We start from the raw sequence: 26,663 nt of genomic DNA on the forward strand, positions 1-26,663 counted from the left end.
TCAGCCCTCGCGGGCAGGGGGGATCCTCGGGTGGGCAGGCTGTCCGGGACCGGCGTCGCCGCGGTGCGGCAGGACGGTCTGCAGCTCGTTGACCGATTTGATGGTTTTCTTGGGGCCGCGGACCTTCTTGAAGAAGATGTAGCCGACGAACGCCGCGATGCACGTGACGACCACCAGCAGCAGGAACACGATCAGGAACGCGAGCCAGCGCCACATGAACTCGTCGAGCAGTTCGGCGAGGAAGAAGAAGAAGAAGAAACTCGAGTACAGCGCCATCACGCCGGCCACGATCAACAGGCCGGTGCCGGCACCCGCCTTCTTCGCCTCGCCCACGATCTCGGCCTTGGCGAGTGCGACCTCTGCGCGGAACAGAGTCGACATGCTGGTGGTGGCGTCCTTGACCAGGCTTCCGATCGTCGGCTCACCGCTCGGGCCGGCGTTGGCGTCGGAGAGCGGGATCGACGGGACGGAGTCCCGGCCCGCTTCGGGCAGGCCGTGCTCGTTGGGGCTCACAGAATCCTCCGTTGTTCGGCTGATGGGGCATATGTTGCCATGTGCGGGGCGTCGAGGTCGCGGCCCACCCGGCGAGACGATGCGGCCCCACCCCGAAAGGGCTGGTGCGCCACCGGCGTCCCGGCCGGTGGCGCACCTGGGGATCAGATCGCCACTCCTGCTCCCCGAGGAGCGGGTGTCTCGAACGACGGGAGCGTCACGCCCGCTTCGCGCGGATCGCCTCGAAGACCGACGGGTCGACGAGGGTCGAGGTGTCGCCGAGCTCGCGGCCCTCGGCGACGTCCTTGAGCAGGCGGCGCATGATCTTGCCCGACCGCGTCTTGGGCAGCTCGGGCACGACGTTGATCTCCCGCGGCTTGGCGATGGGGGAGATCTCGACGGCCACCTGCTCACGCAGTTCGGCGATCAACTGGTCACCGGTGTTCTCGACGCCCTCGCGCAGGATGACGAACGCGACGATGCCCTGGCCGGTGGTCTCGTCGGCGGCACCGATGACCGCCGCCTCGGCGACGCCGGAGTGACCGACGAGCGCGGACTCGACCTCGGCGGTGGAGATGCGGTGGCCCGACACGTTCATGACGTCGTCGACGCGGCCGAGGACCCACAGCGCGCCGTCCTCGTCATAGCGGGCGCCGTCACCGGCGAAGTACCAGCCCTGGTCGGCGAAGCGTGACCAGTAGGTCTCGCGGTAGCGTTCCTCGTCACCCCAGATGCCGCGCAGCATCGACGGCCACGGCTGGTCGAGCACGAGGTAACCCTGCTCGCCGGCGCCGACCGGGTTGCCCTCGTCGTCGACGATCTTGGCGCTGATGCCGGGCAGCGGGCGCATGGCCGAGCCGGGCTTGGCCGCGGTGACGCCGGGCAGCGGCGAGATCATGATCGCGCCGGTCTCGGTCTGCCACCAGGTGTCGACGATCGGCGCCGTGCCGCCGCCGATGACCTCGCGGAACCACTTCCACGCCTCGGGGTTGATCGGCTCGCCCACGCTGCCGAGCAGGCGGATCGACGAGAGATCGTGCGCCTCGGGGATCTGCTGGCCCCACTTCATGAAGGTGCGGATCAGCGTCGGCGCGATGTAGTAGATGGTGACGCCGTACTTCTCGATGATCTCGAAGTGGCGGTGCTCGTTCGGCGTGTTCGGGGTGCCCTCGTAGACCACCTCGGTGGCGCCGTTGGAGAGCGGGCCGTAGACGAGGTAGGAGTGCCCGGTCACCCAGCCGATGTCGGCGCCGCACCAGTAGACGTCACGGCCTTCCTTGTGGTCGAAGACGTAGTGGAAGGTGTAGCTGACCTGGGTGAGGTAACCGCCGGAGGAGTGGACGATGCCCTTGGGCTTGCCGGTGGTGCCCGAGGTGTAGAGCAGGAAGAGTGGGTGTTCGGCGTCGAACGCCTCCGGCTCGTGCGTGTCGGGCTGCTTGTCGACGGTGTCCTCCCACCAGACGTCGCGGCCCTCGACCCAGTTCAGGTCCGGGTCGTGATCGGTGCGACGCACCACGAGGACCTTCTCGACCGATTTCGCGGCGTCGTCCCCGCTGCCGAGGGCCTCGTCGACGTTGGCCTTCAGGGGGGCCGGCTTGCCACGCCGGAACTGGCCGTCGGTGGTGATGACGAGCTTGGCCTCGGCGTCGTCGACGCGCGAGCGCAGCGCGCCGCTCGAGAAGCCGGCGAAGACCACCGAGTGGGTCAGGCCCAGGCGGGCGCACGCGAGCATCGAGATCAGGGCCTCGGGGACCATCGGCATGTAGATCGCGACGCGGTCGCCGGCCTTCAGGCCGATCGAGGTGAAGTAGTTCGCGGCCTTGCAGACCTCGGCCAGCAGTTGGCTGTAGGTGATGTCGCGGGAGTCGCCTGGCTCGCCGACCCAGTGGATGGCGACGCGATCGCCCTTGCCGGCGGCGACGTGCCGGTCGACGCAGTTGACCGCGACGTTCAGCTTGCCGCCGACGAACCACTTCGCGAACGGGGCGTTCGACCAGTCGAGTACGTCTTTGAAATCGGTGTCCCAGTCGAGGCGTCGCGCCTGCTCGGCCCAGAACCCGAGCCGGTCCTGCTCGGCCCGGTCGTACAACTCGGCAGTGCCGTTGGCCTGCGCGGCGAATTCCGCGGACGGGGGATAGGCCTGAACAGTGGTTGAAGACATCAGTCGTATGAGCCTTTCGCTGTCGACGGCGGGTCCACTCCACACTAAAGGTGACCCAGCCTGATGACGGATCGCTGCTGTGAGCGTAGTCACGCCACGTTGCAACCGGGTACCGCAGGTCTGGGGAGTGAGTCCGATTCGCGACGAACGGTATCCCCGGCTCGATGAGCGGTGCGCGTGGACCCCTTCGCGCGGGCGGGAGGCCGGATCGGGCCGGTCGTCCGACAGAGCGGCGAAGATTTTCGAAATGCTGCCTAACAATAGGTCGAGGGGAGGCCGACGCGGGAGGTCGCCGCGGGCCGGACGTCCGGTCGCAACTATCGTCGGGTCGTGACCACTGATCCCCTGGCCCCGCTGCTGGACCTGCCCGGTGTCGCCGACGCCGCCGATCGCGCGCGCGACGCGCTGTCGGCCGTGCATCGCCATCCCGTCAACCTCCGCGGATGGGACAAGACTGCCACCGAGGCGTCGTGGCGGGCAGGGCGTTCATCGGCCGCGATCGACGGAGGGAGTGTCGAGCTTCGCCGTGACGGCGATTTCGACGACCCGATCCTGGCCGGTGCGATGCGCGTGTCCCAGGCGCTTGACGGTGAGTCGCTCGAGACCTTGACCCGGGTGGTCAGGCGGGCGCCGGCACAGGCGCTGGCCCGGCTGCACACGCTCGCGGCCGCCGACCTGGTCGACGATCCCGAGGAGCTGGGGCGTCCCCGCGCCGAGACGGATGTCGCTCAGCGTCTCGACCTGTTGGGGCAGTTGGTGACCGGTGCGACCTCGGTGCCGGCGCCGGTGCTGACGGCGGTCGTGCACGGCGAACTGATCGCGCTGGCGCCGTTCGCGTCGGCCAACGGCGTGGTGGCGCGCGGCATGGCGCGGCTGGTGTCCGCGGCGACCGGGCTCGATCCGCACTGCCTCGGGGTCCCGGAGGTCACCTGGTTCAAGCGCGTGGTCGACTACCGGCGGCTCTCCGAGGAGTTCGCCGCCGGCACTCCGGACGGACTCCGGGACTGGTTGATCTTCTGCTGCGAGGCGCTCGAAGCGGGTGCGGCGGAAGCGAAGTCGATCGCAGACGCGGCCCGGAAATGACAATTCCGGGGTCGGTGGTACGACCCCGGAACGCACTGCGGGCGGCCTCCCTGTCGTTCCCGACGAGGTTGCCGCCCGCGTAGCACGGGCTCAAGTTACCAAGCGTGCTTGGTGGGTTGTGGTCACCGCCTCGGCGAGGGATCGCGAGTCAGGGCCCGTACCGTCCACGTGCTGCCATCTCTCGGGCCGGTCGCCCCGGGCTCTTGCCGACGGGACGAGGCTGTGGCGCATCCAGTGTGGCGGTCGTGTCTCCTGGCCGCGATGTCGCAGGCGCACAACACTTTTGCCCTTATGCGGCGTGCTCCGCGTGGGTGCTTGCCGCCCGTGCTGGGAAGTGCTCGGAGCGGGGGCTCGGTCCTTCTCTTCCGGATCGGGCTTGGCCTTCCGAACTTCCGTACCACTGTTGTACACCGTGATCGCGGTCACATCAAGCAATCGGCGTCCAAATGTTGATTGATGTGATCTTCGGGCCTGAAATCGCTGTACGGCACGGCGTTTGGGTTTCGGGGTCGGTGTGTCCGCCCGATTCTCGGGTCCGAACCGGGCGTTTCGTCGGATCGAGCGTCCGCATTCCCGCCGGTTCGGCGGCGGCCGGCGTGGGTTGGGGTGGTGCGCGTGGCGTCGACCTCGACGCACCCACTGGAGGCCGGTGCGAATCGACGGGTCGCCGGGCGTCCGGCGGCCGAAGGCGGGTGTTCACCAACCGCAATTATGATCAATAAATCGAATTCACGGCACGTTTCCCAATCCGGTACCGCGTCATCGGGAGATCAGAACGAACATTTGCGAAAAGCGATTGTTGTACTTGCAAAGAATCCGTAAGCGTGTGTATAGTTGTCAGCACCGGTTCTGATACCGGCGCCTTTCAGCCCGACCCCCCGGGGCTGAAACGCGACAACCCCGGCCTCCTCCCCCCCTGGCCGGGGTTGTCTTCTTTCTACGGTCAGTTCTAGCCGGGCTCCCCGGCGACGCCGAATCAATGTCCACAAAGGATCGTCGAGCGAAGCATTCCATCCACACCTTCGGTCGTCGACGTCCACACGTCCCCGATCCGGGTGAACATCGTCGACATGCACGACGATCAGCCAGTTCCCGACCTGCTCGTCCTCGTCGGTCCCGATCTGCACGACGATGTCGCGCGGTGTGCTGCGGCCGCCGGATACCGTGTCCGGTCCGCGCGCGCCGACGACTGTCGACGTGAGTGGCTGACGGCCCGGGCCGTCGTCGCCGACCCCGCGGCGGTCGCGGTGCTCGCCCGGGTCCACCCGCCGCGTCGGGACGGCTTCATCCTGGTCACCGTCGGCGATCCCGGTGCCGGCACCTGGCGTCTGGCGATCGACCTCGGCGCCGCCGACACGGTGACGCTCCCCGCCGACGAGAATCTTCTGGTCAGAGCATTGACCGACCTCCGCGTACCGCGCCGCCACCCGGCCGGCGTCGTCGCCGTCATCGGGGCGCACGGCGGTGCCGGGGCGTCCACCCTCGCCGCAGCCGTCGCCTTGGCCGGGGCCGGGCGGGGAGCGCCCACCCTCCTGCTCGACCTCGACGACGTCGCGCCGGGCGCAGACCTGCTCCTCGGTGTCGAACAGCGCCCCGGACTCCGCTGGCAGGACCTGTCCCTGGACGGCGGTGCCGTCGGGGGCACCGCCCTGCACCGGGCGCTGCCTCGTGCTGCCGACGACCTCGCCGTCCTCACCTCCGAACGGGTGCCGTCCCGCGGGCTGTCCCCGGAGGCGGTCACCGCGGTCATCGACGCCGGCCGGGCCAATGGGGACCTCGTCGTCATCGACCTGCCCCGGTCCGACTCGCCTGTCGTCCGGGTGGCGACGTCGTGGGCCGATCTCGTCGTCCTGCTCACGACGCCGACGGTCGGCGGGTGCTCGGCCGCACGGCGGGTGCGCAGCCGACTCCTCGGGCACGACGCCGCGGTCGAACTCGTCGTCCGGGGACCCTCGCCCGGTGGCCTGGGTCCCGCGCAGGTGGCCGCGGCCGTCGGGCTGCCGCTTCTCGCCGCCTATCGTCCCGATCCGCGTCTCCCGATGCGACTCGAGAGCGGACCACTGCGAATCGGTCCGCGGAGCCCGCTCGGCCGGGCCGCGTGGGCGGTCCGGTCCCGGGTGACCGGCGAGCGGAGAGCGGCGTGACCCCCGGGCGGGTGCAGCCGGACGACGAACTGCTCGACCGGGTACGCGCCCGGCTCGCCGCCGAGTCGGCCGATCCCGGCCCGGCGGTCATCGCCGAGGCCATCCGCGCCGAGGCCGGGGGAGTGCTCGGCGACACCGACCTGCTCGCCGCGTTGCGCTTCCTACAGACCGAGCTCACCGGCGCGGGCAAACTCGAACCCCTTCTGGCCGAGCCCGACATCGCCGACATCCTCGTCTGCGGTCCCGATGCCGTGTGGGTCGATCGCGGTCACGGCCTGGAGCCGACGACGATCCGCTTCCCCGATGAGGCCTCGGTCCGCCGACTCGCCACGCGTCTCGCGCTCGGCTCGGGCCGGCGCCTCGACGACGCGCAGCCCTGGGTCGACGGCCGGTTGTCGAACGTCGGGCGGCGCGGATACACGGTGCGTCTGCACGCGATCATCCCACCGCTCGCCACGGATGGTACGTGCATCTCCCTGCGTGTGTTGCGTTCGGCGACAAAGGATCTCGACGCTCTGATCGCGAGCGGAACCATCCCCGGTGAGGTGGTCACCATGATCCGCGACATCCTGCGGCATCGGCTGGCCTTCCTGGTCGTCGGCGGGACGGGCTCGGGCAAGACGACGCTGTTGAACGCGCTGATCGGCGCGATGGACCCGCGCGAACGGGTGCTGTGCGTGGAGGACGCGCTCGAGCTCGCACCCGGACATCCGCACGTCGTGCGGCTGGTGGCACGTGCGGCGAACGTCGAGGGCGTCGGCGACGTCGGGGTGCGCGTCCTGGTCCGGCAGGCCCTCCGGATGCGTCCGGACCGGATCATCGTCGGCGAGGTCCGTGGCGGCGAGGTCATCGATCTGCTCACCGCACTCAACACCGGACACGATGGGAGCGCGGGCACGGTACACGCCAACTCGACCGCAGAGGTCCCGGCACGCATGGAAGCCCTTGCCGCGTTGGGCGGTATGGGCCGGGATGCGCTTCACAGCCAACTCGGCGCGGCGCTGCAGGTCGTGCTCGGCGTGGCTCGTGGGGCCGCTGGGACGCGCGGCCTGACGGAGATCGGGGTGGTTCGCCGGGACGCCGACGGACGCGTCGAGATCATCCCGATCTGGATGCGCGACAAGGGCTTCACCCCTCATCGGTACCTCTTCGACGAGATGGTCGCCGCACGTGACCCCGAGGTGCGGGTGGGGATCGCATGACCACGGGGGTTCCGCCGGCGGTCCCGATGCTGGCAGCGTTGGGTGTGGCGGTGCTGTTGTGGTCGCCGCCGAGGGCGGTGGACCGGGTACGGGGTCTGTTCGTCGAGAGGGTGGGACATCGATCGATCGACCCGGCCGGTGTCATCGTCGTCGTGGTCCCGGGACTTGCGCTGTCGGTCGGGGGCGTGGGGCTCGCGCTCGCGAGTGGGATCGTGGTCGCCGTCGTCGTGTGGCTTCGCCGACGACGGGCATCGGAGCGTCGTTTCGAACGGCGACTCGACGATCTGCTGATGGCGCTGTCGTTGATGATCGCGGAGATGTCCGTCGGCACCCCACCGGTCCACGCGTGCGGGGTCGCGGCCCTCGAGCTGCGGCGTAGGGAGACCGGTGGTGACGGCTCCGAGATCGCCGACGGGCTCGAGGCGATGGCATCCCGGGCGTCGCTCGGCGGTGCCGCGATCGAGGTGATGGGTCCCGGAGAGGGCCCGGACCGGTCGGGCGGCTCGGATGTGGCGTCGTGGCGCCGCATCGGGATCGCCTGGCAGACCGCGGAGCAGTACGGACTGCCGATGGTCGACATGCTGACGGCCCTCCGGTCGGATCTCTCCGCACGGAGGGGCTTCGTGGACCGCACCCGGGCCGGGCTCTCCGGTCCGCGCGCCACCGCAATGGTCCTCGCCGGACTACCGCTGCTGGGCATCGCGCTGGGGCAGGCCACGGGGGCCGGACCGCTCCAGGTCCTGTTGGGTGGCGGGTTCGGCGGGCTGCTGCTGGTCATCGGCACCGCGCTGGCGGCAGCCGGGGTGGTGTGGTCGGAGCGGATCACGGGCAAGGTGCTGACGCGTTGACGACGGCCATCGTGGCGGCCCTCGCCGGGATCGCGTTGTGGGTCTGGCCCGAGCCCCGCTGGCACCTGTACCGCGTCGTCGACCCGCCGCCCGGCCCCGACCGCTCCCCGCGATGGCTCGGTGCGGGGCCGCCGAAGGCCGATCCGTTCGCGGTCGCCGCGGCCTTCGACCTGTTCGCCGTCTGCCTGCGCGCCGGTCTACCGGTGGTAGTGGCGGCATCGGTGGTGGCGGCGCGCGCACCGATACCGCTCGCCGGACCCCTGGGGCGGGTCGCCGAGTTGTTGCAGCTCGGCGCCGACCCCGATGCCGCGTGGTCGGCGCTGGAGGATGACGCGCCGTCGGCAGGGGACCATCTCGATGAGCTCGCGGCCCTGGCCCGGCGCTCGGCCCGGGCCGGTTCGTCACTGGCCGGGGGACTGGCGGAACTGGCCGAAGATGTTCGCCGACGGGCCCACGACGATGCACTCGCCGCGGCCGAACGCGCCGGTGTCGCCATCAGCGGTCCGTTGGGCCTGTGCTTCCTGCCGGCGTTTCTCTGCCTCGGGATCGTGCCGGTGGTCGTGGGTCTGGCCTCCACCGTTCTCGGTTCGTTCTGAGGCGTCGGTTGCCGGACCGCAGCGGTGGCGGCGGTCCGAGCTCGTCAGACAAATCGTTGGATCCGATCGGCGCTTGGATGCGTCCAAGTATGTGCACCGATTCGGTGTCCCCATCCGGACAACCCACTCGACTCACAGGAGGTCTCGTGACACATCATGCTTCTCGCATCCTCGACCAGGTCGGCGCGCACGTCACCCGACTCGTCACCGACGAGGACGGCATGTCGACGGCCGAATACGCCATCGGCACGATTGCGGCCGCGGCATTCGGAGCCATCCTCTATACGGTGGTCACCGGGGATGACATAGTGAGTGCGTTGACCGGGATCATCGCGAAGGCACTCAGTACCTCGGTCGGATGATGCTGTTGCGTGGCTGTCGATCTCGACTCTCGCATCTGGCCCGCGACGAGTCCGGGATGGTGTCGGTCGAGGCGGCGTATGCGATCGCTGCGATCCTCGTCGCGGTGTTGCTGGCGGTCGGCGCGATCTCCGGTGTGACGGCGCAGATCCGGTGTACCGACGCCGCGCGCGAGGCCGCGCGGTTGACTGCGGCCGGTGACGACTCGGCACGTGAGATCGCGAAGGGTCTGGCTGGTGACGGGGCGGTGGTCGACATTTCGGAAGAGGGCGAGCGGGTGATCGTTCACGTTCGGACGTCGGCGGCGCTCATGCCGGGGCTGACCCTGTCGGCACGTGCCGTGGCAGTGAGAGAACCGCGCGGTGAGGATCAGGTCGTGTTCGCGCCGGGGGTCGAACCGTGAGGTCCATCCGCGGTCCTGCCGCCGACGAGGACGGAAACGCGACGGTGCTGGGCGCGTTCGTGATCGCGGCGCTCGCGGCGGTTCTCGTCCTGGTGATCTACGTCGGTGCAGCCGTTCTTGCCCGCCATCGAGCGCAGTCGGCAGCCGATCTGGCTGCACTGGCGGCTGCCGTGGACCACGTCGGAGGAGGTGCCGATCCCTGTGGCCAGGCGCGTTCGCTGGCACGGGTACAACGTCCGCGGGTCGAGATCGTTGCGTGCCGCATCGACGGGGCCGACGTCGTGGTGTCGGTGCGGTTGTCAGTCGAACTCGGTGGTTTCGGGACCGGTGGAGCGATCGCAGTCGCACGAGCGGGGCCGGTCGAGTGACGCGGCCAAAGGACCCGGGCGTAGGTCGCGGACCATTGGGTTCCAGCCGGTTTGAAATCCCGCTCAGGGGGGCAGCATCATGAACGCGCCATCCAGTATCACAAATACGATGCTGGCTGTGATTGTCGGGGGACATGGTGAGAGTTGTCGCTGGTCGCATCGTCGCTGCCCGTGCGACGGTGTTCGGGATTGTGCTCGCTGCGGTGACCGGCGGTATCGCCAAGAATGTCGTTGCCGCACATGCGGCTCGACGCCGCCGGCGTCGAAGTACGACACACTGGTCACCGACGACGGCTGGAAGCTGAAGCTGCGGGCCAGCGAGCTAGTCGTCAATCCGATGAGCAACATCGCCAACAGCTTCGCCTCGCGTGAGTGGCACCGTTCGGCAGGTGTTTCGGCCCGCGCAGGCGCCGCGGCGAACACGGCGAGCACGAGCGATGGATCTCCGCCCGCGTCGGTGCGCGGATCAGCCCGGCCTCGGGCCAAACTCCCCGCCAGCCGGTGAACTCCGTTGTGCTGGAACGGTTCTTGGTGCTCGGTTGCCAGGTCGATGTGTCCGGCGGTGCGTCAATCGGATTCGGTTCCTCGATCGGTGCGAACGCGAACGTGACGATCAGCGGTGTCCCGGGTCTGACGGGGTTTCGCGGGAAGTGCCCTGGTGGGCGCACGCGGATGCGGAGGAGCACGGTTGGGGGAAAGCCGCGGCAACCAACATCGGTGGTGCCGCCATCGGAACCGAGGCCGGGATGGGGGCGGCGGCGTTGACGGGTATGGCCATCGATACCGCCGTTCCCGGCGTGAGAACGGCGGTCGGCTTGGGCGTCGGGGCAGTCGTCGGCCACTTCGCGACAGCCGGCCTGCTGCGTCTCTGGTAGCGGTGTGGCGGTTCATCCGGTGAAAAGGTTGATATGAATTTGATTGAGCGCTATCGCGTCTCGCACAGGTACAACAAGTGGTTCCTGGTCGCGCTCGAAGTGGCACTCGTGCTGAGCATGCCGCTGTCGATTGCGCTGTGCGTGACGGTACCGGGCGAGGGACCGGTGGAACGGGTCATCTTCTGCTCGCTGTATCTGATGATCCCGGTGGCCATCTACGCCGTCGTCTCCGCTCACTCGCAGTTTCTGGTGCCGCGATTCGCGCGCCTGGACGTGGTGCGCGCCGACGGGTGGATATCGTTCATCTCCCCGCGGACGCGATGGATCCTGCTCATCGGTCCATGGATCGTGATCATGGCCGACTTCTTCGCGCTTGCTCTCGCGCGGCCGGAGTACATCGATCGATTCGGCGAGGGTCCGTGGCCGGCGCGTATCGGCGCCGGCGCAATTCTCGCTGTGCTGTTGCTGTTTGTACGCAGTCGGACAACGCTCGATGTTCGCCGGGGCGTCGTCGAGGGGCAATCGGCATGGGGGCCGATGGTTGCGACGTTCAGGACCGAGCGGGTCACCGCCATTCAAGTCGGCGGGAAGCTCGGCGTCACGGGCGATTCGCATATCGACCGGCGGTGGTTCGGCGGTAAGCCGCGCCGCAGCAATTCCTTTCACCCGAGGATCGATCTCGTTGTTCTGAACAATGCGTATGCGCCGTTGACTGTGGACGAGTTGTCGGCGGTCGCCGGCGTGCAGGTCACGGTGAGTGGGGAGAGGAAATAGAGGGGGAGAACAGACAACCCGTACCGGTGATCACCGCGGTCCGGGCTGCAGGCGGCGAAGTGCGGTGTGGAGCCTGGACGCATCAGAGTTGCTGAATCCAGTTCAGTGCTGGGGCCTTCTGCCGGGTTGGACTCCGGTGCAGAGTCCGGCCCCGCGGCGTGCGATCACGGTCGCCTCACCCGGCGACACCGTGAGGGGATTCGCGCCGAATGCGACATGTCTGGCCTGGGATGTCGAGGGTGTCGCGAACCCGTCTGACTTGCTCCACAAATCAGGCGATCACGTCGAATCACCCGGGGCGCGCTCGGTCAAGACGACCGCGTTCACCATCCCCGGACCAGCCGGCATCACCGTCCGTCAGTTCGCGACACTGCTGAACTCAGAGGAACACGGCAGGTCGAGATCTTCACTCGCATCGAGATCGGAGCCACATCGGGCAGGCGCGGTGTGCGCAGGATGTTTCAGCGGACGAGTTCTTGTCCGATCACCCCCGACGTCGAGCACCCCGGGCTGCCGGACCTGCCCGACTCGGCCTTTGTCGGTGACTGACCGGCACCACGAACACCGCAAACGAGAGGGAGTTTCGCCGTGACCCTCGCTGTCGAACACCGCGGCGCGCATCGCGCTGCCGAACCCGCACAACCGAAACCGCCGAAGCATACCGAAACCCGCACATGGGTTCTGTTCGCGCTCGGATGCGTCCTGCTGGTACTGATCGCCACGAACCTCACGCACTTGTCGGAGCGGGCGGTTCGGTGGGGCAGATCCCGGTCTTCCTTGCCTTCGTCCTGCTCATTTCGCTGGCGGGCCGGTGGTTCTGGGCCGGCCGCGACGCCATCATCGGCCGTCTCCGAAGTGGTGACGGACAGGGCTAACCCCTGTTGTCGTCGTCGACCACGATCTCCTTCGGGTACACCCGCACCGATTGCATAGGCGCAAACCACAATTGGTGAAAGTGAACATTCACGTCGCCCCGGTACGCCAGCTCGAAGGTCTCGGTGCCGGTGTTCAGCGGGATCAGCGGTCGCACCGCCCGGACGAACGACGACCAGTGGATGAGCTCGCCCTCGGTGAGGAATCCTCCTGCGGCGGCCCAGGTTTCGCCGGACTGCGCATCGGACGCGGCCAGGTAGACCTCACCGAGCGCCGGGGTGATTCGCGGGCCGATCATCGCCGACTGCAGATACCACTGGGCGGTCGTCACCACGGACGTGAAACCCCCGGACCGGGCGGCGCACCAGCCGTAGTGGAGGTCGAGGGCGTCGAGCGCCTCCTCCTCGGAGAAGAACACATCGCGTTCGCCGATCGAGGAGGGCAGGTTGTCTGTGTTCTGGGTCGGGCGCGCGAGCAGGAAGAAGGCGCGTGACGGCCGGGTCACCAGCCGCTGGATGCCGACCCCATGGTCGGGTGCCTCATCATGCATGAGCCAAGTATTGCCGAGATATCAGATCGAGGACGGTTACCGCGCCATCTTTGTCCAACGGATCATTCCCGTTGCCACACTTCGGACTCTGTACGCACGACGGGCACCCGCTCTCGCAGCCGCAGCTCGCGACCGCGTCCCGGGTGGCATCGATCCAGGTGAGGAACGCCGCATGCCCGCGCTCGGCGAAGCCCGCCCCACCCATGTAGCCGTCGTAGACGAACACGGTCGGCAGTCCGGTGTCGGGATGCAGATCGGTCGACACGCCGCCGATGTCCCAGCGGTCGCAGGTCGCGACGAGCGGCAGCAGTCCGATCGCCGCGTGCTCGGCGGCGTGCAACGAGCCCGGCAGGCGCGCCTCGTCGACCCCGGCGTCGGCGAGGACCTCCGGTGTCAGCGTGTACATGACGGCGCGCGTGTGCAGGATCTGTTCGGGCATGTCGAGTTCGACCGCGTCGAGCACCTCGCCGGTCCGCAGGGTGCGCAGATAGCCGACCACCTGGTGCGTCACGTCGACCTCGACGAACGCCACCGTCAACGGGCCGAAGGTCTCGCTGGAGATGACCGAGGTGATCGAGATGTCGGTGGTCTCTCGTGCCGACGTCGTCCAGTCCGGATCCTCCGGGTGTGCCAGGGCCAGACCGTCGTCGAGGTCGAGTTCGTCGACGAGGTAGGTCTCGCCCTGGTGGATGTGGACGGCGCCGGGATGCACCGTCGACATCGCCCGCCCGGTGTCGACGGTGCCGAGCACCTGCGACGTCGTCGTGTCCACGATGAGGACCTGGCCGCCGATGCCGCCGCGGATGTCGACCTCCGCATGCGGTTCGACGCCGGCGGCGACATACCAACCCGCTTTCCTCTTGCGTAGCAAACCATCTGCGGCGAGGGCCGCGGCGACGCTGCGGGCCTCCCACGCATCGATCTCGGCGTCGGTCAGCGGCCTCTCCGCGGCCGCGCACAGCAGGTGCGGACCGAGGATGTAGGGGTTCGAGGGGTCGGTGACCGTGGCCTCCACCGGCTTGTCGAGGAGTGCGGCCGGATGGTGCACGAGGTACGTGTCGAGCGGGTCGTCGCGGGCCACGAGCACGACCAGGGAATCGCCGGACTCGCGCTGACGCCCTGCGCGTCCGGCCTGCTGCCAGAACGATGCGACCGTGCCCGGGTAGCCGCTGACGATGACCGCGTCCAGGCCGCTGATGTCGACGCCCAGCTCGAGGGCGTTGGTCGTCGCGACCCCGAGCAGTTCGCCGTCGTTGATCGCCTGTTCGAGCTTGCGCCGGTCGTCGGCGAGGTATCCGGCCCGGTACGCCGCCACCCGTGAGACGAGATCCGGAGCACTGTCCTGCAACAGGTTTCGCGCGGTCAGGGCGGTGAGCTCGACGCCGCGGCGGCTTCGTGCGAAGCACAGCGTCCGCGCGCCTTCGACCACGAAATCGGCCAGCAGCCTGGCGGATTCGGCCCCTGCGGAGCGTCGGACCGGGGCGCCGTTCTCGCCCGTCACCGCCGGCAGGAAGTCGGGTTCCCACAGCGCGACGGTGCGTTCCCCGCGCGGCGAGGCGTCCTCGGTCACCGCGACCGCGGGTTCACCGATCAAGCGGCTCAACGCTTCCGCCGGCTGCGCGACCGTCGCACTCGCTCCGATGACGACCGGATCGGCACCCGTCGCACGCGCGATGCGCAACAACCTGCGCAGCACCAGCGCGGTGTGCGATCCGAAGACGCCGCGGTAGTGGTGGCACTCGTCGATGACGATGTAGCGGAGGTTGCGGAAGAACTGCCGCCATTTCGCGTGGTGCGACAGGATGCCGATGTGCAGCATGTCGGGGTTGGTGAAGATCCACCGGGAGTGCATGCGCGCCCACTGCCGGATCTCCGGGTCCGTGTCGCCGTCGTAGGCGCACGGCTGCAGGTGCCCGAATTCGGGGCGCCCGGAGATGACCGCCGACACCGCGCGGATCTGGTCGGCGCCCAGAGCTTTCGTCGGGGCGAGGTACAGCGCCGTCGCGTTCTTCTCGGTCAACAGGGTGGACAGGATCGGCAACTGGTAGGCCAACGACTTGCCGGATGCGGTGCCGGTGCAGATCGCGACGTGCCGGCCCGCGAACGCCTCGTCGGCGGCCTGTGCCTGATGGGTCCAGACCCGCTCGATCCCGTTGTCCGAGTACGCCTCGCGGAGGGGCTCGGGAACCCATTCCGGCCACTGCGCGAAAGCCTCACGGCGCGATGGGATTACCGTGAGGTGAGTCAGAGGGGATGCCTCGGGATCGGTGCCCGCGAGGGATCGCGCGAGGAGGTCTGTCCCGAATGTGGAGTACTGCATTTTATTGATCGAAACTCTTCAAAGTGGTGCCGACGCCTAGGGTCTGGGCCGCTCGGATGTTACCGACGGGTGTCATCGGTCTGAAGTTTGGCGAGGTTTTTTACTCAGGTTGGTTGGTGCGACTATCGCAACGGGTCGGAACGTGATTGACTGTTTTCGGCCGCAGCTTTCGCAACCCACCGGCGGTGGGCGAACAGCGTGTTGCAGCCGTGGTACTGAGGCTAGTTTGGCGGATCGACGCAGATCTTCGCGGGGCTCTTTGAGGTATGGCGGTCAACCGGCCACGACGTGGTGACCCACCTCGTCGCGACAGTTGATATGTAAAGGATTGCAAGACATGGCACAGGGAACTGTGAAGTGGTTCAACGCGGAAAAGGGCTTCGGCTTCATCGCACCGGATGAGGGTTCCGACGACGTGTTCGTCCACTATTCCGAGATCCAGGGATCCGGTTTCCGTACCCTCGAGGAGAACCAGCGGGTGGAGTTCGAGGTCGGGCAGGGCACCAAGGGCCCGCAGGCCACCGGCGTCCGCGCCGTCTAGAGACCACCCGAGCGGCTGCGAGACGCAGCCGGCCGACATCCACTCCCGTCCCGAACCGTCGAGGCGGGAGTGGTTTGTCTCCGCTCGTCCGTCGCCGAGCGGGACCCCGGCGCGAACCGCCGGGGCCAAAGACCGGTTTGGGTGACGGTGAGGCCCTAACCTCGACCTGTGGGCCAGTTGTCGTTCTTCTCCGCCGAGACCGAGCAGCCTGCGTACTCCGATCTCGAGGGTCTGCTGGCCGCCCACGGTCAAGCGGTCCGGTCCGAGTCCGGTACGCGGGTCTCGATCGTGGTCGCCGACCGCTGGCGCGCCGAGCAGATCGTCGACGAGATGCGTGCCGCCGCCCTCGACGCGGACGTCACGACCTCCGACGAGGGCACCCCGCTGGCCCGTACGTCCCCGACCCATGCGCTCGACGCGCTGCACGCCGCCTGGTCGGCCGGCGCGGTCAAGGCGATGCCGTCCGGTTGGGTGCCGTCGTACCGTGCGCTGCGGCTGTGGGTGATCGCGTCGGGGCACTTCGACGAGGGGCGCTATGAACTCGGACTCGACCCGCACGCTCCCGAAACCCACGCCGACCTGGCCACCGCCCTCATGCGTGCCGGTATCGCTCCCACGCTCGTGGGCACCCGCGGGAACTCCCCCGCGTTGCGCATCTCCGGCCATCGTCGTCTCGCGCGGCTCCATGAATATGTGGGCGCTCCGCCGTGTCCGGAGGCCGTTGCGGACTGGCCACCTGCGGAATTGCATTGATTGAATCTTCTTTACACCTCTGACCTGCGGTTACGGCCAATAGCATGTCCGAATCGGGGTCCCTTCGACGACCCGCCGCGGAATTCAGATGTGCACACGGCGCTATACATAAGGTACAAAGCGATCCAACACACCTGAACTCCAACGCAGGACGTTTCACCCAAGTCAAACGAAGGACGCCCCGGTGGCCGAGACCAGCACCGCATCCCGCTCTAGTGGGGGAATCAGACGACTCGTGATCGTCGAGTCCCCGACCAAGGCGCGCAAGATCGCCGGTTACCTGGGCCCCGACTATGTCGTCGAGTCCTCCCGCGGTCACATCCGCGACCTGCCGCGCGGCGCCGCCGACGTGCCCGCCAAGTACAAGGGGCAGCCCTGGGCGCGCCTGGGGGTGAACGTCGACGACAACTTCGAACCGCTATACGTGGTCAGCCCGGACAAGAAGTCCACGGTCAGCGAGCTGAAGTCGCTGCTGAAGGACGTCGACGAGCTCTACCTCGCCACGGACGGTGACCGCGAGGGAGAGGCCATCGCCTGGCACCTCCTCGAGACGCTCAAGCCGAAGATCCCGGTCAAGCGGATGGTGTTCCACGAGATCACCGAGCCCGCGATCCGGGCCGCCGCCGAGAACCCCCGCGACCTCGACACCGACCTGGTCGACGCGCAGGAGACCCGCCGCATCCTCGACCGCCTCTACGGCTACGAGGTGTCGCCGGTGCTGTGGAAGAAGGTCATGCCGAAGCTGTCGGCCGGCCGCGTGCAGTCCGTCGCGACCCGCATCATCGTCGAGCGGGAGCGCGAGCGCATGGCGTTCGTCTCCGCCGAGTACTGGGACATCGCCGCGACCATGGACGCCGGCGCCGACGCCAGCCCGCAGACCTTCAAGGCGCGCCTGGTCAACGTCGACGACAACCGCGTCGCCACCGGACGTGACTTCGAGGCCAACGGCCGGCTGAAGAAGTCCGATGGCGTCGTCGTCCTCGACGCCGATCGTGCCGAGCGGCTGGCCGCGGGCCTGCGTGGGGCGAACATGACCGTGACCTCGGTCGAGGAGAAGCCCTACACCCGCCGCCCGTACGCGCCGTTCATGACCTCGACGCTGCAGCAGGAGGCCGGTCGCAAGCTGCGGTTCACCTCCGACCGCACCATGCGCATCGCGCAGCGGCTGTACGAGAACGGCTACATCACCTACATGCGTACCGACTCGACGAGCCTGAGCGAGACGGCGATCGCCGCCGCCCGCGCACAGGCCCGTGAGCTGTACGGACCGGACTTCGTCCATCCGACGCCGCGGCAGTACACCCGCAAGGTGAAGAACGCACAGGAGGCGCACGAGGCGATCCGTCCCGCCGGCGAGACCTTCCGCACCCCCGGTCAGGTCGCCGGACAGCTCGACACCGACGAGTTCCGGCTCTACGAGCTCATCTGGCAGCGCACCGTCGCCTCGCAGATGGCCGACGCCAAGGGCACCACGCTGAGCCTGCGCATCGCGGGCACCTCGTCGACCGGTGAGCGCGCCACCTTCGCCGCGTCCGGTCGCACCATCACCTTCCCCGGCTTCCTGTCGGCCTACGTCGAGACCGTCGACGAGCTCGCCGGCGGCCAGGCCGACGATGCGGAGAACCGCCTCCCGCAGCTGGTCGAGGGCCAGTCGCTGACCGCGACCGACCTGACCGCCGAGCAGCACGCGACCAACCCGCCGCCGCGCTTCACCGAGGCCTCGCTGGTCAAGGTGCTCGAGGAACTGGGCATCGGCCGCCCCTCGACCTACGCCTCGATCATCGGCACCATCCAGGACCGCGGCTACGTGGTCAAGAAGGGCAACGCCCTCGTCCCGTCGTGGATCGCGTTCGCGGTGGTCGGGCTGATGGAGGCCTATTTCGAGAGCCTCGTCGACTACGACTTCACCGCGACGCTGGAAGACGACCTCGACCGCATCGCGACCGGCAACGAGGACCGTACCCGCTGGCTGTCGGAGTTCTACTTCGGTGAGGAACCCGGCACCAACGGAGACGGCAAGTCCGCGCACTCCGAGATCGCCAAGTACGGCGGCCTCAAGAAGCTCGTCGGCGTCAACCTCGAGGAGATCGACGCCCGACAGGTCAACTCGATCAAACTCTTCGACGATTCCGAGGGGCGCCCGGTCTACGTGCGCGTCGGCCGCTTCGGCCCGTACCTCGAGCGCGACCTGAACGCGGGCAAGCAGGGTGACGACGTCGAACCCGATCTCCAGCGCGCCAACCTCCCCGCCGACATGACCCCCGATGAGCTGACCCTCGAGGTCGCGGAGAAGCTGTTCGCGACGCCGCAGGAGGGCCGCTCGCTGGGCATCGACCCGGAGACCGGGCATGAGATCGTCGTCAAGGAGGGCCGGTTCGGTCCGTATGTCACCGAGATCCTGCCGTCCGACGACGACGAGGACGATGAGGGTGACGACGCGCCGGTGACCATCCCGGCCGGTCCGACGCCCCGCGACGGCGGCGCCTCGGCCGAGCCCGGCGACGCCGAGGTGGTCCCGCTCGACACCCCGGGCGGCGGCACCGCGACCAAGACCAGGCCCGCGGCCAAGAAGGCCGCGAAGAAGGCCGCCAAGAAGGCGGCCGGTCCCAAGCCGCGTACCGGCTCGCTGTTCAAGTCGATGGACATCGCCACGGTGACCCTCGACGACGCGCTGAAGCTGCTGTCGCTGCCGCGGGTCGTCGGCGTCGACCCCGAATCCGGCGAGGAGATCACCGCGCAGAACGGCCGCTACGGTCCGTACCTGAAGAAGGGGTCCGACTCGCGGTCGCTGACCAGCGAGGAACAGCTGTTCACCATCACCCTCGACGAGGCGCTGAAGATCTACTCCGAGCCCAAGCGCCGGGGTCGTCAGGCCGCCGCCGCACCGCTGCGTGAGCTCGGTGTCAACGACGAGGTCAGCGGCAACCCCATCGTCATCAAGGACGGCCGCTTCGGCCCGTACGTGACCGACGGCGAGACCAACGCCAGCCTGCGCAAGGGCGACGAGGTCGAGTCCATCACGCCGGAGCGCGCGATGGAGCTGCTGGCGGATCGTCGTGCCCGCGGCCCGGCCAAGAAGTCGGCGAAGAAGGCTGCAAAGAAGGCCCCCGCGAAGAAAGCGGCTGCCAAGAAGACGACCGCGAAGAAGACGACTGCCAAGAAGACGACCGCGAAGAAGACGGCCGCCAAGAAGGCGACGAAGAAGACCGAGGCGTCGGAGGACTGAGCGCCCGGGACCTCCGGGCCCGGGGGATCCGGGTCACCGGAGGGCTGGACCGACGGTCGACGGTGTGCTGGGTCGACGGTGTGCTGGGTCGACGGAGCGTCGGGCCGCCGCGCTCAGTCCCTTCGGTACGGCTCCATGTGCGGACGCGCGAGCAGCGTCTCGATGCCGCGGCCACGTAGTTCGACGCCCTCGCCGATCTCCCAGTGCTCGGCCTCGGTGTGCGATGCCAGGAACACCGCGCGGGCCGAACCGAGCACGCGGGTGGGTTCGTCCTTCGCCAGCTCGGTGAGGCGGGCCGCCTCGTTCACCGGGTCGCCGATGACCGTGTACTCCAGGCGCTGTTCTGCGCCGATGTGACCGGCGATGGCCTTGCCGGCCGAGACGCCGATGCCGATGTCGGTGTCGCCGAGCGACTCCAGCTCGGCGCGCAGCTCGCGGGCCGAGGCGAGCGCCCGGCCGGCGAAATCGTCCAGCTCGAGCGGGGCGCCGAAGATCGCCAGCGCCGCGTCGCCCTGGAACTTGTTGACGAAGCCGCCGTGGCGTCCGACGACCGCGACGACGACGCGGAAGAACTCGTTGAGCAACTCCACGACCTCGCGCGGCGGACGGTTCACGGCCAGGCGCGTCGAACCGACGATGTCGACGAACAGCACGCCGACGTAGCGTTCCTCGCCGCCCAGCTCGGTGCCCTGCTCGATGGCGCGGCGCGCGACATCTTCGCCCACATACCGGCCGAACAGGTTGCGCAGCTCCTGGCGTTCGCGCAGATCGGCGACCATGTCGTTGAAGCCGGCCTGCAGCAGGCCGAGGTCGCTGCCGTCGTAGATCTTCACCGCGACGTTGAGGTCGCCGTCGGAGACGCGGGCCTGGGCGCGACGCAGCTGTTTGATCGGGTCGTTGATCGCGGCCACCACGCGGACGATCGCGATCACGCTGAACGCCAGCGCGGACACCGCCATCCACAGGATCGGCCGTTCCAGTCCGGTGGAGTCGCCCTCGATGATCCCGAGGCGGTGCAGCAGGATCAGGCCGATGATCACCAGCATCGGCGCCACGACGCTGATCACCCAGAACGCGGTGATGCGGGTGGTGACGCTGGGCGCGATCGCGTCCTCGGGGTTGTTGGCCATCGCCGCGACGGTGATCGGCCGCATCACCTTCTCGGCCTGCATGTAGCTCAGCGCGCAGGTGACCATCGCGCCGATCGCGGAGGCGATGGCCACGATGAAGGCGTTCTTCGTGGAGACGGTCAGGTTGACCAACGTGAACACCGCGCCGCCGACGACCCACAGCGCGGCGTTCACCACCGTCAGAAGGGTCGGCAGGGCCAGCGCCCGACGTCGGGCCGCCTCGTTGTCCAGACGGGTGCGCCGGCGATGCCAGACCAGCACCGGCAGTGACAGTTGGATCGAGGCGAAGCCGCCGATGATCATTGCGATGAGCAGATAGCCCGCGAAGATGGCCTGGTTCAGCGCGGTGATCTCGTCGAGGCTGATCGAGTCCTGCAGCGGCATGCCGAACCGCAGGAACGCGAATGTGAAGAGGGCGCCGACGAGATTCGCACGGAGCATGTCGAGCGCGAGGATCGGCCACGGGGTATGAACGAGCCATCGGCCCAGGTGTAAGACCTTGGACCACCGCGACCGCTGTTCCACCACGGAGACTACGGTAGCTGGCTGCTTGCAATCGTTAAACACCGTTCCCCGCCCCGGACGTGTCCGAACTGCGGTTTAGGGTGTCTTTGTGACCAATGTCTTCGACCGGCTGACCGGGCAGGACGCGATCGCGGACGAGCTCCGCGCCGCTGCGCGGGCCGCTCGGGTGCTCGCGCAGCGCCTCGACGCGGGCGACTCCGAGGGTCTGTTCGTGCCCGACGACGAGATCCCCGGTGTCGACGCGGGCTGGTCACGCGCGTCGATGACCCACTCGTGGCTGTTCACCGGCCCACCCGGCAGCGGGCGGTCGGTGGCCGCGACGTGTTTCGCCGCCGCGCTGCAGTGCCAGTCGCCCGACAACATCGGCTGCGGCGAGTGCCGGGCCTGCGTCACCGTGATGGCCAAGACGCACGCCGACGTCCGGCACGTCGTCCCGGAGGGACTGAGCCTTGCCGTCAGCGCGATGCGCGACATCGTGCAGGCGGCCTCCCGACGCCCCGGCACCGGCCGTTGGCAGGTGGTCATCGTCGAGGACGCCGACCGCCTCACCGAGCAGGCCGCCAACGCGTTGCTGAAGGTCGTCGAGGAGCCGCCACCGCGAACCGTGTTCCTGCTGTGCGCGCCGTCGGTGGACCCGGAGGACATCTCGGTCACCCTGCGGTCGCGCTGCCGTCACATCGCGCTGGTGACGCCGACGACCGCCGACATCGAGCGTGTCCTCGTCGAACGCGACGGCCTCGACCCCGAGCAGGCGCACTGGGCGGCGTCGGTCTGCGGTGGGCACATCGGGCGCGCCCGGCGCCTGGCCACCGATCCCGAGGCACGCGCCCAGCGCGAGAAGGCGCTGTCCCTCGCCCGCGCCGCCACCCGAGACTCCACCGCGTACGCGGCCGCCGAGGATCTGGTGAAGTCCGCGGAGGCCGCGGCCAAGGCGATCGCCGCCGAACTCGACGAGGCCGAGACCGAGGAGATGAGGACCGCACTCGGCGCCGGCGGCACCGGCAAGGGCACCTCGCGGATGCCCCGCGGTACCGCGGGTGCGCTCAAGGAACTGGAGAAGCGGCAGAAGTCGAGGGCCACCCGCGTGGGCCGCGATGTCCTCGACCGCGCACTCGTCGATCTCGCGGCGCTGTTCCGCGATGCCCTCGTGGTCAGCGTCGGAGCGAGGGTGACGCCGATGCACCCCGACAAATCCGACGACATCACCATCCCGATGGCAGGCTATGCCCGCCCGGAGCAACTCCTGCAGTGTGTCGAGGCGGTGCTCGACTGCCGCGAGGCCCTCGACATGAACGTCAAGCCCAAGTTCGCCGTCGACGACATGGTCGCCCGCATCGGGTTGGCGTTGAAGCGGCAGGTCGACGCCTAGGACGAGGACGCCTAGGACGAGGACGCCTAGGACGAGGACGCCTAGGACGAGGACACCTAGGACGAGGACCTAGGACGACGATGCCCGGGGTCGATCCCCGGTGCCGATCCCCGGGGAGTGCCGCAGGTCGGCCGGTGACCCCGTTCGTCCCGCTGTCCCCCTCGTCGGGCCGGTTGGGAGTACCACCTCGGCCGGCCTCGTCGCCGCGGAGACGACCGGCGCGGGTGTCGACATCGTCGACCTCGACTCCTATCACCCCGCGCCCGCATACACGGAGATCTCCGCCGGCTGAGTGGCCGGCTCGGGCGACGGCGCCCGTCGCTCGAACGAACAAGCGGATCGGACGCGGGGTCGGTGGCGTACGGCGTTGCGACTCTTACGCGTTGGTAATCAGGAAGCAACACAGCATCCTTAACGTCTGCGGTCATGACACGCCCGCTGGGTACGGGGATCGACATCTCCGGTCTGACCAAGACGTTCACCACTCGTTCGCTGCGCGGCAGCTCGACGGTGACGGCGCTCTCCGATGTCTCGCTGGCCACCGCCGAGGGATCGTTTCTGTCGCTGCTCGGCCCGTCGGGGTGCGGCAAGTCGACGGTGCTCCGGATTCTCGCCGGCCTGGAGGAGGCCACCGAGGGCACCGCGCTGATGAACGGCCAGTCGCCGCGCGAACTCCAGCGAAACCATGAGCTGGGCATCGCTTTTCAGGACTCGGCATTGCTGCCGTGGCGCTCGGTGGAATCCAACATCAAGTTGCCGCTACAGGTCGGGGGGATGCCCGTCGACGACGACCTGGTCACCGACCTCATCGAGCTCGTCGGCCTGAAGGGCTTCGAGAAGGCCAAGCCGGCGATGTTGTCCGGCGGTATGCGCCAACGTGTCTCGATCGCCCGCGCGCTCGTCGTCAAGCCGACGGCACTGTTGCTCGACGAACCGTTCGGCGCGCTCGACGACATGACGCGGCAACGCCTCAACCTCGAGTTGTTGCGGATCTGGACCGAGAAGCCCGCCACCACCCTGATGGTCACCCACGGCATCGGCGAGGCCGTGTTCCTCTCCGACGTCGTCGCGGTCATGAGTCCGCGCCCCGGCCGGGTCGTCGAGGTCGTGCCGATCGACCTGCCGCGCCCACGGGTCCCGGAGATGATGCGCACGCCGGAGTTCCACGAACTCCACGATTACCTGTCGGGCCTGCTGTTCGGGAAGGTCACCGGGGAGCACGGGGCCGCGGACGACGATGCGTCGGAGATGGTCGCGGAGGGCGTGGGTGGCTAGATCCGGGGCGGGTCGATGGCCGGCCGGACTCTTCGGGATCGTCGGGCTCGTCATCGTGTGGTGGATTCTCGGTGCGATGGAGGCATTCGGCGGCACCATCCCGACGCCGTGGTCGGTCCTGACGGAGATGGGGGAGACCGGCTCCGCCTACTATCTCGACAATTTCTCTCTCACAGTCGAACTCGCGTTCCGCGGGTTCCTGTGGGGCAATGGGTTGGCGATCGCGCTGGCCGTGGTGGTGATCCTCTTCCCGCCGGTGGAGGGGCTGGCCACCCAGCTGGCGATCCTCTCGTATTGCACCCCGATCATCGCCGTGGCGCCGATCATCCAGGTCGCGTTCGCCGAGGTGACGACGATGATCGTCTTCCTCGCCGCGATCTCGGTGTTCTTCACGACGATGATCGGCACACTGTCGGGCCTGCGATCGCCGCACCAGGGCAGCCTCGACCTGATCAAGGTGTACGGCGGCGGGCGCGTCGCGCAACTCTGGCGCGTCCGGTGGGTCGCCGCCCTGCCGAACACGCTGGCCGCCATCAAGATTGCCGCTCCCGCAGCGGTTCTCGGTGCGGTACTCGGTGAGTTCCTGGCGATGCCGGAGACCGGGGCCGGGCCGGCGATGATCATCGCCCAACAGAGTGGCAACATCCCGCAGGTGTGGGCGATCGCCCTGATGAGCGGCGCAGTCGCCGGTATCGGCTACGCGATCATCGCGGTGATCGCCAGGTACGTGACCCGTTGGTCGACCGGAACGGCGGCAGCACGATGAGTACCGATGTGACGGGCCCGGCGGCCACCACCGGCCCGGTCGGGGTCGAGCCGAAGAGCAGCGCGAGAGGCGGTTTCGGCGCCGGTGGGGTGCTCGCGGCCGCGCGGTTCCTCGGTTCGCTGACGATGTCGTTCGTGCTGATCCTGGTGATCTGGTGGCTGTTCCTGTTGGCCTACCCCGACATCGGTCCGATCATCGGACGCACCCCCGCCGACGTGTTCGAGTTCCTGTTCACCGACCCCGACTCGAAGGTCGCGCGGGACAGGATCTTCGACAATCTGTGGATCACCCTGACCGACGCGGCGATCGGCTTCGTCGCGGGCATGCTCGCCGCGGTCGTCGTCGCCGCGATCTTCGTCGTATCCCGTCCGGCGGCACAGACCTTCATGCCGATCGCGATGCTGCTGCGCTCGGTGCCGCTGGTCGCGATGACCCCGCTGATCACCGTCATCGTCGGCCGGGGTGTCGCGGTGGTCGCGGTCATGGGCGGCATCGTCGTGTTCTTTCCGGCCCTGGTCATGATCATGACCGGCCTGGCGAACGCGCCCAGGCAGATCGGCGACGTGATCAGCGTGTACGGAGGCGGACGCTGGACCGCGTTGCGCCGCTCGGCGATTCCGTCCGCGGTGCCGTCGCTGTTCAGCGCGGCCAAGGTGTCGGTGCCGGGTGCTCTCATCGGCGCGACCGTCGCCGAATGGCTCGGCACCAACAAGGGGCTGGGTGCCTCGCTGCAACAGGCGCTGCCCTCGGCGGCCTACGACGAGCTATGGGCCTCCGTCCTCGTCATCACCGTCTCGTCGATCGTCATCTACGCCGTGGTGGGTGTCATCGAGACGGTCGTGCTGTCGCAGATGGGGATGCGGCAGACCTGAGATCGCATCGGCGCGAGCTCGTAACAGCTTCGGGTGAAAGGTGATTGTCACATGGTCGGTTCCTTCGATCGTCGGTCGTTCCTGCGCTACTCACTGATGGCGGGTGGTGCGGCCGGTGCACTCGGGCTCACCGGCGCGCTGTCGTCGTGCAGCAGCGGCGACAGCTCGGGCGGCGGTTCCTCCGCCATGAACCCGAAGGTGCAGCTGTCCTGGCAGAAGAACATCGAGTTCGCCGGCGAGTACTTCGCCCTCGAGAACGGCTACTACGAAGAGGAAGGGCTCGGCACGCCGGAGCTCCTCACCGGCGGCGGCGCCGGTACCGGTGTGGAGACCGGCCTGACGTCGAACAAGGTGTGGATCGGCATGACCGCGCCGATGCTGACCGCCCCGGTGATCCTCCAGGGCGCCAAGTTGATGACCGTCGCGGCCACCTTCCAACGCAACCCGTTCTGCATCGTGTCGTCGGCGGAGCGTCCCATCCGCAGCCCGGAGGAGATGAAGGGTCGCAAGATCGGCGTACAGGCGTCCAACGAGAACGTGTTCAAGGCGCTGCTCACGGCCAACGACATGACCGAGTCGGACATCCAGAAGATCACCGTCCAGTACGATCCGACGCCGCTGAAGAACGGCGAGGTCGACGGCTGGGTCAGCTACGTGACCAACGAGCCGATCACCCTGGAGGCCGGCGGTTTCCCGAACGTCAACTTCTTGTTCGCCGACTTCAACCTGCCGCTGGTCGCCGAGACACTCGTGGTGCGCCAGGAGACCATCGACAACGAACGCGACAAGGTCAAGGCATTCCTGAAGGCCGACATCAAGGGTTGGTACGACGCGGTTGCCGACCCGGCCGGCTCGGCCAGGCTCGCGGTCACCAAGTACGGCAAGGACCTGGGGCTCGACGAGGCGGAGCAGACGAAGGAGGCCATCGCCCAGAACGCGCTCGTCGTCTCCGAGGACACCAAGGTCAACGGCCTGCTCACGATGACCGACGAGCTCATCGAGCAGAACATCGAGGCGCTGGCCAAGGCCGGCTACGACATCAAGGCCGAGCAGATCTTCGACATGTCCCTCATCAAGGAGGTCTACGAGGAGAACCCCGATCTGAAGCGATGAGCCGCCCTATCATGGGGGCACGGTCGTGGGGTCATGCGCACCGA

General features: G+C 68.3%; 24 protein-coding genes. 19 read left to right on the forward strand and 5 right to left on the reverse strand.

Features of this window, described 5'->3' with window-relative positions:
• Both ABFT43_RS17310 and acs read right to left on the reverse strand, forming a co-directional pair.
• Entirely contained in the window at positions 1 to 513 is a 513-nt protein-coding gene (locus ABFT43_RS17310; RefSeq protein ID WP_347961553.1) for a phage holin family protein, read from the reverse strand.
• Between the two features lie 196 nt (positions 514 to 709).
• Positions 710 to 2,653: an acetate--CoA ligase gene (gene acs, locus ABFT43_RS17315; protein WP_347961554.1), complete on the reverse strand. Its 1,944-nt coding sequence runs from the start codon at positions 2,651 to 2,653 to the stop codon at positions 710 to 712.
• A 330-nt stretch (positions 2,654 to 2,983) separates the two neighbouring features.
• On the opposite strand from acs, the gene ABFT43_RS17320 reads away from it, so the two are divergent.
• The 10 genes from ABFT43_RS17320 (at position 2,984) to ABFT43_RS17365 (ending at position 11,306) form a co-directional block, all read left to right on the forward strand.
• Complete coding sequence (locus tag ABFT43_RS17320; RefSeq protein ID WP_347961555.1) at positions 2,984 to 3,736, forward strand: Fic family protein; 753 nt, start codon at positions 2,984 to 2,986, stop codon at positions 3,734 to 3,736.
• A 1,070-nt stretch (positions 3,737 to 4,806) separates the two neighbouring features.
• Positions 4,807 to 5,880, forward strand: coding sequence for a septum site-determining protein Ssd (gene ssd / locus ABFT43_RS17325; protein ID WP_347961556.1), 1,074 nt, complete (start codon positions 4,807 to 4,809; stop codon positions 5,878 to 5,880).
• Positions 5,877 to 7,082, forward strand: a complete 1,206-nt coding sequence (locus tag ABFT43_RS17330) for a TadA family conjugal transfer-associated ATPase (RefSeq protein ID WP_347961557.1) — start codon at positions 5,877 to 5,879, stop codon at positions 7,080 to 7,082. The genes ssd and ABFT43_RS17330 overlap by 4 nt, the downstream gene beginning before the upstream one ends.
• Positions 7,079 to 7,930, forward strand: a complete 852-nt coding sequence (locus tag ABFT43_RS17335) for a type II secretion system F family protein (protein ID WP_347961558.1) — start codon at positions 7,079 to 7,081, stop codon at positions 7,928 to 7,930. Before ABFT43_RS17330 ends, ABFT43_RS17335 begins: the two co-directional genes overlap by 4 nt.
• Positions 7,927 to 8,526 (forward strand): type II secretion system F family protein, encoded by a 600-nt coding sequence (locus tag ABFT43_RS17340; RefSeq protein WP_347961559.1) that lies wholly within the window; start codon positions 7,927 to 7,929, stop codon positions 8,524 to 8,526. Before ABFT43_RS17335 ends, ABFT43_RS17340 begins: the two co-directional genes overlap by 4 nt.
• A 146-nt stretch (positions 8,527 to 8,672) precedes the next feature.
• Positions 8,673 to 8,888: a DUF4244 domain-containing protein gene (locus ABFT43_RS17345; RefSeq protein WP_347961560.1), complete on the forward strand. Its 216-nt coding sequence runs from the start codon at positions 8,673 to 8,675 to the stop codon at positions 8,886 to 8,888.
• A gap of 56 nt (positions 8,889 to 8,944) precedes the next feature.
• A complete protein-coding gene (locus ABFT43_RS17350; RefSeq protein WP_457590175.1) occupies positions 8,945 to 9,289 on the forward strand; it encodes a TadE family type IV pilus minor pilin in 345 nt (114 codons plus the stop codon).
• Positions 9,286 to 9,657 (forward strand): Rv3654c family TadE-like protein, encoded by a 372-nt coding sequence (locus ABFT43_RS17355; RefSeq protein WP_347961561.1) that lies wholly within the window; start codon positions 9,286 to 9,288, stop codon positions 9,655 to 9,657. Before ABFT43_RS17350 ends, ABFT43_RS17355 begins: the two co-directional genes overlap by 4 nt.
• A gap of 372 nt (positions 9,658 to 10,029) precedes the next feature.
• Positions 10,030 to 10,422, forward strand: coding sequence for an MspA family porin (locus ABFT43_RS17360; RefSeq protein WP_347961562.1), 393 nt, complete (start codon positions 10,030 to 10,032; stop codon positions 10,420 to 10,422).
• Positions 10,423 to 10,565: 143 nt separating this feature from the next.
• Positions 10,566 to 11,306 (forward strand): hypothetical protein, encoded by a 741-nt coding sequence (locus tag ABFT43_RS17365; RefSeq protein ID WP_347961563.1) that lies wholly within the window; start codon positions 10,566 to 10,568, stop codon positions 11,304 to 11,306.
• A gap of 871 nt (positions 11,307 to 12,177) precedes the next feature.
• Here ABFT43_RS17365 and ABFT43_RS17370 read toward each other — a convergent pair.
• Together ABFT43_RS17370 and ABFT43_RS17375 are read right to left on the reverse strand one after the other, a co-directional pair.
• Positions 12,178 to 12,729 carry a hypothetical protein gene (locus ABFT43_RS17370; protein WP_347961564.1) on the reverse strand — a complete coding sequence of 184 codons (552 nt, stop codon included), beginning with the start codon at positions 12,727 to 12,729 and terminating at the stop codon, positions 12,178 to 12,180.
• On the reverse strand, positions 12,722 to 15,049 hold the full coding sequence (locus tag ABFT43_RS17375; RefSeq protein ID WP_347961565.1) for a DEAD/DEAH box helicase: 2,328 nt from the start codon (positions 15,047 to 15,049) through the stop codon (positions 12,722 to 12,724). Before ABFT43_RS17375 ends, ABFT43_RS17370 begins: the two co-directional genes overlap by 8 nt.
• A 337-nt stretch (positions 15,050 to 15,386) precedes the next feature.
• Between ABFT43_RS17375 and ABFT43_RS17380 the strand changes: the two genes are divergently transcribed.
• From ABFT43_RS17380 to topA, 3 genes are all read left to right on the forward strand, one after another.
• On the forward strand, positions 15,387 to 15,590 hold the full coding sequence (locus tag ABFT43_RS17380) for a cold-shock protein (protein WP_004022110.1): 204 nt from the start codon (positions 15,387 to 15,389) through the stop codon (positions 15,588 to 15,590).
• Positions 15,591 to 15,758: 168 nt separating this feature from the next.
• Positions 15,759 to 16,343: a hypothetical protein gene (locus ABFT43_RS17385; protein WP_347961566.1), complete on the forward strand. Its 585-nt coding sequence runs from the start codon at positions 15,759 to 15,761 to the stop codon at positions 16,341 to 16,343.
• A gap of 184 nt (positions 16,344 to 16,527) precedes the next feature.
• Positions 16,528 to 19,569 carry a type I DNA topoisomerase gene (topA, locus tag ABFT43_RS17390; protein WP_347961567.1) on the forward strand — a complete coding sequence of 1,014 codons (3,042 nt, stop codon included), beginning with the start codon at positions 16,528 to 16,530 and terminating at the stop codon, positions 19,567 to 19,569.
• A gap of 113 nt (positions 19,570 to 19,682) precedes the next feature.
• On the opposite strand, the gene ABFT43_RS17395 is transcribed toward topA, so the two are convergent.
• A complete protein-coding gene (locus tag ABFT43_RS17395) occupies positions 19,683 to 21,140 on the reverse strand; it encodes an adenylate/guanylate cyclase domain-containing protein (protein WP_347961666.1) in 1,458 nt (485 codons plus the stop codon).
• A 172-nt stretch (positions 21,141 to 21,312) separates the two neighbouring features.
• On the opposite strand from ABFT43_RS17395, the gene ABFT43_RS17400 reads away from it, so the two are divergent.
• From ABFT43_RS17400 to ABFT43_RS17425, 6 genes are all read left to right on the forward strand, one after another.
• Positions 21,313 to 22,593 (forward strand): DNA polymerase III subunit delta', encoded by a 1,281-nt coding sequence (locus ABFT43_RS17400; RefSeq protein WP_168700585.1) that lies wholly within the window; start codon positions 21,313 to 21,315, stop codon positions 22,591 to 22,593.
• Positions 22,594 to 22,693: 100 nt separating this feature from the next.
• Positions 22,694 to 22,885, forward strand: a complete 192-nt coding sequence (locus ABFT43_RS17405; protein ID WP_347961568.1) for a hypothetical protein — start codon at positions 22,694 to 22,696, stop codon at positions 22,883 to 22,885.
• A gap of 134 nt (positions 22,886 to 23,019) precedes the next feature.
• Entirely contained in the window at positions 23,020 to 23,868 is an 849-nt protein-coding gene (locus tag ABFT43_RS17410) for an ABC transporter ATP-binding protein (RefSeq protein ID WP_168698479.1), read from the forward strand.
• On the forward strand, positions 23,831 to 24,634 hold the full coding sequence (locus tag ABFT43_RS17415) for an ABC transporter permease (protein ID WP_347961569.1): 804 nt from the start codon (positions 23,831 to 23,833) through the stop codon (positions 24,632 to 24,634). Before ABFT43_RS17410 ends, ABFT43_RS17415 begins: the two co-directional genes overlap by 38 nt.
• 125 nt (positions 24,635 to 24,759) lie before the next feature.
• On the forward strand, positions 24,760 to 25,506 hold the full coding sequence (locus tag ABFT43_RS17420; RefSeq protein ID WP_247601451.1) for an ABC transporter permease: 747 nt from the start codon (positions 24,760 to 24,762) through the stop codon (positions 25,504 to 25,506).
• Positions 25,507 to 25,557: 51 nt separating this feature from the next.
• Entirely contained in the window at positions 25,558 to 26,619 is a 1,062-nt protein-coding gene (locus ABFT43_RS17425; protein ID WP_168698477.1) for an ABC transporter substrate-binding protein, read from the forward strand.
• Positions 26,620 to 26,663 lie beyond the last annotated feature (44 nt).

The organism is Gordonia aurantiaca, from assembly GCF_039939235.1.
Taxonomy (GTDB): Bacteria; Actinomycetota; Actinomycetes; order Mycobacteriales; family Mycobacteriaceae; genus Gordonia.